3 protein-coding genes are annotated in these 5,662 nt (G+C 79.1%); all 3 read left to right on the top strand.

All coding sequences use genetic code 11. The features are described from left to right. Positions 1-4,729: polyketide synthase (locus tag RKE29_RS27380; RefSeq protein WP_312008356.1), on the top strand; the 4,729-nt coding region annotated here is incomplete at its 5' end. A gap of 79 nt (positions 4,730-4,808) precedes the next feature. Continuing rightward, positions 4,809-4,997: an MbtH family NRPS accessory protein gene (locus RKE29_RS27385; protein ID WP_312008357.1), complete on the top strand. Its 189-nt coding sequence runs from the start codon at positions 4,809-4,811 to the stop codon at positions 4,995-4,997. Between the two features lie 15 nt (positions 4,998-5,012). Beyond that, on the top strand, positions 5,013-5,636 hold the full coding sequence (locus RKE29_RS27390) for an NAD(P)H-dependent oxidoreductase (RefSeq protein WP_312008358.1): 624 nt from the start codon (positions 5,013-5,015) through the stop codon (positions 5,634-5,636). Positions 5,637-5,662: the final 26 nt, after the last annotated feature.

Consider the following 5,662-nt stretch of genomic DNA (forward strand, 5'->3'; position numbering starts at 1 on the left):
CGGCGCCGCGCCCGGACAGTGGTCCGGTCCCGGCCCGGCGCCCGGCCCGTCCCCGTACGTCCCGGGAGCCGCCCCGCGACCCGGCTCCGGCCCGGCTGCGCACGCGGAAGGGCCCGCCCGCCGGCCCGGCTCCGGCTCCGCGCCCGGCCCGCACCCGTACGGCGAACGCTCCCCGTACGGCGAACGCTCCCCGTACGGCGAGGACTGCCCGTACGGCGCGGGCCCGGCCGCGGCGGCCACGCCCGGCGGACAGCCCGGCCCGTATCNGGACTGCCCGTACGGCGCGGGCCCGGCCGCGGCGGCCACGCCCGGCGGACAGCCCGGCCCGTATCCCGGGACGGGGGCGCCGGGCCCGGGGGCGTCCGGCGGCACCGCCTCCGCCGACGCGGCCTGCGGCGTGGAGCCGATAGCCGTCACCGGCATCGGCTGCCGGGTGCCGGGCGCGCGGACCGCCGACGACTTCTGGCGGTGCACGCGCGAGGGCGTGGACGCCGTCACCCGGTTCGGCCGGGAGGAGCTGCTGGCGGCCGGGATCGCCCCGGAGGTGCTGGACGACCCCGACTACGTGCCCGCGTCCGGCCACCTGGCCGACGCGGACCGCTTCGACGCCGGCTTCTTCGGCTTCACTCCGGCCGAGGCGGAGGCGATGGACCCGCAGCAGCGGGTGTTCTGCGAGACGGCGTGGGAGGCGGTGGAGGACGCCGGGCACGACCCGGCCCGCTTCGACGGCTCCGTCGGCGTGTTCGCCGGCACGTTCATGAACAAGTACCTGGCCGCGAACCTCGCCGCCAGCGACCGCTTCCAGCGCTCCGCGATGGCCCCGGTGGCGCGGATGTTCAACGACAAGGACTTCCTCGCCACCCGCGTCGCCCACCTGCTGGACCTGACCGGGCCCGCGCTCACCGTGCAGACGGCCTGCTCGACGTCGCTGGTGGCCGTCCACCTGGCGTGCCAGTCGCTGCTGGGCTACGAGTGCGACGCGGCGCTGGCCGGCGGCGTGTGCCTGAACCTGCCGCTGCTGAGCGGCTACCCGGTGCCCGAGGGCGGCCTGTTCAGCCCGCGGGGCCGCTGCCTGCCGTTCGACGCGCGCGCCGACGGCACCGTGCCCGGCAACGGCGCGGTGGTGCTGGTGCTGCGCCGGCTGTCCGAGGCGCTGGCCGACCGGGACCGCGTGTACGCGGTGATCCGCGGCTCGGCCGTGGGCAACGACGGCTCCGCCCTGAAGGCCGGGTACGCCGCGCCCGGCGTGGACGGGCAGGCCCGGGTGATCGCGGCCGCGCTGGCGCTGGCCGGGGTGGACCCGGCCACCGTCGGCTACCTGGAGGCGCACGGCACGGCCACCCAGGTCGGCGACCCGATCGAGGTCACGGCGGCGGCCCGCGCGTTCGAGGCCCTGCGCGGCGCGGCGGGCCGTGCGCCGGGCGGTGCGCCGGGCCGTACGGACGGCGCCGCCGCGGGTGCGCGGGCCCGTACGGACGGCGGCGCGGGCCGCGACGCGAGCGGCGGCCCCGCGGCCCGTAAGGACGACGGCCCGCCACGCGCGTGGTGTGCGCTCGGCTCGGCCAAGGCGACCATCGGGCACCTGGACGCGGCGGCGGGCGCGGCCGGGCTGATGCGCGCCGCGCTGGCCGTCCACCACGGCGTCATCCCGCCGAACGCGGGCTTCACCGCGCCGAACCCGGAGCTGCGGCTGGACCGCACGCCGTTCTACGTGCCGACGGCCGCCCGCGCGTGGCGGCCGCCGGGCGGCGGGCCGCGGCGGGCCGGGGTCAGCTCGTTCGGCGTGGGCGGCACCAACGCGCACGTCGTCCTGGAGCAGGCCCCGCCGCCCGGGCCCGCGCCCGCGGCGCCCCGCCGCCCCTGGCAGCTGCTGCCGGTCTCCGCGCGCGACCGGGCGGCCGTGGACGCCGCCACCGCGCGCCTGGCCGACCACCTGACGGGCGCGGGCGCGCGGCTCGACCTGGCGGACGTGGCGTTCACGCTCCAGGAGGGCCGGCGGGCGTTCGCGGTGCGGCGGTTCGCGGTCGTCGCGGACCGGGCCGACGCGGTGGCCGCCCTGCGCGGCCACGACCCGGACCGGCTGGTGACCCGCGGCGCGCCGGAGGGCGGGCCGGGCGAGGCGGTGTTCACCTTCCCCGGCGGCGGCATGCAGCACCCGGACATGGGCCTGGACGTCTACCGCTGCGAGGAGGTGTTCCGCGCCGAGGTCGACCGGTGCGCGGAACTCCTCGCGCCGCGGCTCGGGTTCGACCTGCGCCGCCTGCTGTTCCCCGCCGCCTTCCCGCCGCTGGCGGGCAAGGAGCTGGCGGGCGGCGCGGCCACCCTGGGCCGCGGGCAGGGCCCGGGCGTGGTGTCCGCGCTGTTCACCGTCGAGTACGCGCTGGCCCGGCAGCTGATGGCGTGGGGCGTGCGGCCGGCCGCGCTGGTCGGGCACAGCCTCGGCGAGTACGTCGCGGCGTGCCTGGCCGGGGTGTTCACGCTGCCCGACGCGCTGGAGATCACGCTCGCGCGCGGGGAGCTGTTCGCCCGGATGCCGCCGGGCCGCATGCTCGTCGTCCAGCTCCCCGAGGACCGGCTCGCGCCGCTGCTGCCCCCGCGCGTGTCGGTGGCGGCGGTCAACGCGCCGGACCTGACGGTGGTCGCCGGGCCCGACGAGGACATCGCGGCCCTGACGGACGGCCTGCGCGGCGACGGCGTGGACTGCCGGAAGGTCAGCGTGCCGGTGGCCAGCCACTCGTGGATGGTCGAGCCCTACCTGGACGAGTTCACCACGCGCGTGAAGCGGCTGTCCCCCGCCGAGCCCCGGCTGCCGTTCGTCTCCGGCGTCACCGGCACGTGGATCACCGCCGAGGAGGCCACCGACCCGGGCTACTGGGCGCGGCACCTGCGGCTGCCCGTACGGTACGCCGACGCGGTCCGTACGGCGCTGGACCGGCCGGGGCGGGTGCTGCTGGAGGTCGGCCCCGGCCGGGCGCTCACCGCGCTGGCCGCCGCGCAGCGGCTGGCCCCGCCGCCGGTGGCGGTGTCCACCATGGGCCTGCCGCGCGACCCGGTGCCCGACCTGGCCCACCTGGTGACCGCGGTGGGGAGGCTCTGGCAGGCGGGCGTGCCGGTGGACTGGCGGGCCTTCCACGCGCCGGCCGTACCGCGCCGGGTCACCCTGCCCGGCTACCCGTTCCAGGGCCGCCGCCACTGGGTGGCGCCCGACGGGGCCCCGGCCCCGGCCCCGGCCCCCGCCGACGCCGGGGAGGCCGCCGGCCCCGGCCCCGCCGGCCCCGGCCCCGCCGAATCGCGCACCGGGTGGGAGCGCCGCGTCGCGCGCGTGTGGTGCGACCTGCTGGGCCTGGACGGCATCGGCGTGGACGACGACGTGTTCGACCTGGGCGCGCACTCGCTGCTGGTCACCCAGGCCGCCCGCCAGCTGCGCCGCGCGGGCGCCGACGGACTGGCCGCCCGGGACGTGCTGCGCGCGCCCACGGTCGGCGAACTCGCCGCACTGGTCGAACGGCTCCTCAGCGGGCAGCCCGCCGAGCCGCCCGGCCCCGACCTGGCCGCGGAGGTGGCGCTGGACGCGGACATCGGCGCCGCCGGGCTGCCCGGGCCCGCCGCCGGGCCGCCCGAGGCGGTGCTGCTGACCGGCGCCACCGGCTTCGTCGGCGCGTTCCTGTGCGCCGAACTGCTGGCGCGCACCCGCGCGGACGTGCTGTGCCTGGTCCGCGCGGGCGGCCCGGCCGAGGGCGCCGAGCGGGTGCGGGCCGCCCTGGACTCGTACGGGCTGCCGGTCCCGGACCCGGCGCGGCTGCGGGTCGTCGTGGGCGACCTGGCCCGGCCGCTGCTCGGCCTGGACGCGGCGGCCTTCGACGCGCTCGCCGCCGAGGTCGACGCGGTCTACCACTGCGGGGCCTGGGTGAACTTCGTCCGCCCGTACCGGGCGCTGAAGGCCGCGAACGTGCTGGGCACCCAGGAGATCCTGCGCCTGGCCGCCCGTACCCGGCTCAAGCCCGTGCACCACATCTCGACGCTGGCCGTGCTCGCCGGGGCCATGGCCGACCCGCGCGGCACGCTGCGCGAGGACGCGCCGCTGCCGCCGCCGGTCGGCCACGACACCGCGTACAGCCAGAGCAAGTGGGTCGCCGAGGGGCTGGTCGGCCTCGCGCGCGGGCGCGGCGTTCCGGTGTCGGTCTACCGCGCGGGGGGCGTGCTGTGCGACAGCCGCAGCGGCGCGGCCAACAGCGAGGACTACGTCACGAAGGTGATCCAGGGGTGCGTGCAACTGGGCCTGGCGCCGCTGCGCGCGTACGACCTGTCGGTGGGCGCCGTGGACCACCTGGCCCGGCTCGTGGTCGACCTGTCGCTGCGCCCGGAGGCCCGGGGCCGCACCTTCCACACGGTGGACCCGCGGCCGCTGGCGTGGAACGAGATCTTCGTGCTGGTCCGGGAGTTCGGCTATCCGGTGGCCGCCGTGCCGTTCGACGCCTGGCGGCGGGCGCTGGTGGAGCGGGTGGACCGGGAGGGCGAGGACAACGCGCTGGCGCCGCTGATGGCGATGCTCGGCGACCAGCCGGACCGGGCCATGCCCGCGGTGGACTGCGGCAACGTCGCGGCGCTCGCCGACCCGGCCGCGGCGGCCGCGCCGCCGCTGAACGCCGCCTACTTCACGCGCATGCTGCGGTTCTTCGTCCGCAGGCGGCTGCTGCCGCCCCCGGACGCGCGGCCGTCCCGCGCGTGACGGGCCGGACCGGGGTGACGGGCCGGACCGGTGTACGGGAAGCGAGCGGCCGCGCGAGGCGGCCGCGGAAGGGAGCGCCATGAGCGAGGAGCGGTACCTGGTGGTCGTCAACGGCGAGGAGCAGTACTCGATCTGGGACGCGTCGGCGCCACTGCCCGACGGGTGGCGCGCCGAGGGCCACGCCGGTTCCCGGGACGAGTGCCTGGCCCACATCGAACGGGTCTGGACCGACATGCGGCCGCTCAGCGTGCGCCGCGCCGACGGCTGAGCCGTGGCGGCGGCGATGGCCGGGTCCGGACGGGTGCGCGGGGCGCGGCCCCTGGTCATAGGGATCGGCGGCTCCGGCGCGCCCGGGTCCGCGACGGAGCGGGCGCTGGTGCTGGCGCTGGGCGGCGCCGAGCGGGCCGGGGCGGACACCCGGCTGTTCGGCGGCGCGTTCCTCGGCGGGCTGCCGCTGTTCCGGCCGGGCCCGGCCGCGCGCTGCGCGGCCGTGTGCGAGCTGCTGGACGCGACCGCGCGGGCCGAGGGCGTGATCGTCGCCAGCCCCAGCTACCACGGAGGCGTGTCCGCGATGGTCAAGAACGCGCTGGACCACCTGGAGGACCTGCGCGAGGACGCGCGGCCCTACCTCGACGGACGGGCGGTCGGCTGCGTGGTCACCGCGGCGGGCCGGCAGACCGGCGGGACGACGCTGGTGTCCCTGCGGTCCATCGTGCACGCGCTGCGCGGCTGGCCGACGCCGCTGGGCGTCACGGTGCGCACCGGGCCGTCCCGGCCGCGTACGGGCGGCCAGGACGGCGCCGAGGACGGCGACGAGGAGCGGCTGGCGGTGGTCGGGCGGCAGGTGGCCGAGTTCGCGGCGGCGTTCGGCCGGGCGCGGGCCGCCGTGGCGGGAGCGCCCCGGTGACCGCGCGGCGCGACGCGGCTCCGGCC

The organism is Streptomyces sp. B1866, assembly GCF_031932565.1.
GTDB lineage: Bacteria > Actinomycetota > Actinomycetes > Streptomycetales > Streptomycetaceae > Streptomyces.

What these genes read in the sequence shown, in the direction of transcription:
- RKE29_RS27385 (WP_312008357.1), top strand. Translation starts at nt 4,809, where the DNA reads ATGAGCGAGGAGCGGTACCTGGTGGTCGTCAACGGCGAGGAGCAGTAC.
- RKE29_RS27390 (WP_312008358.1), top strand. Translation starts at nt 5,013, where the DNA reads ATGGCCGGGTCCGGACGGGTGCGCGGGGCGCGGCCCCTGGTCATAGGG.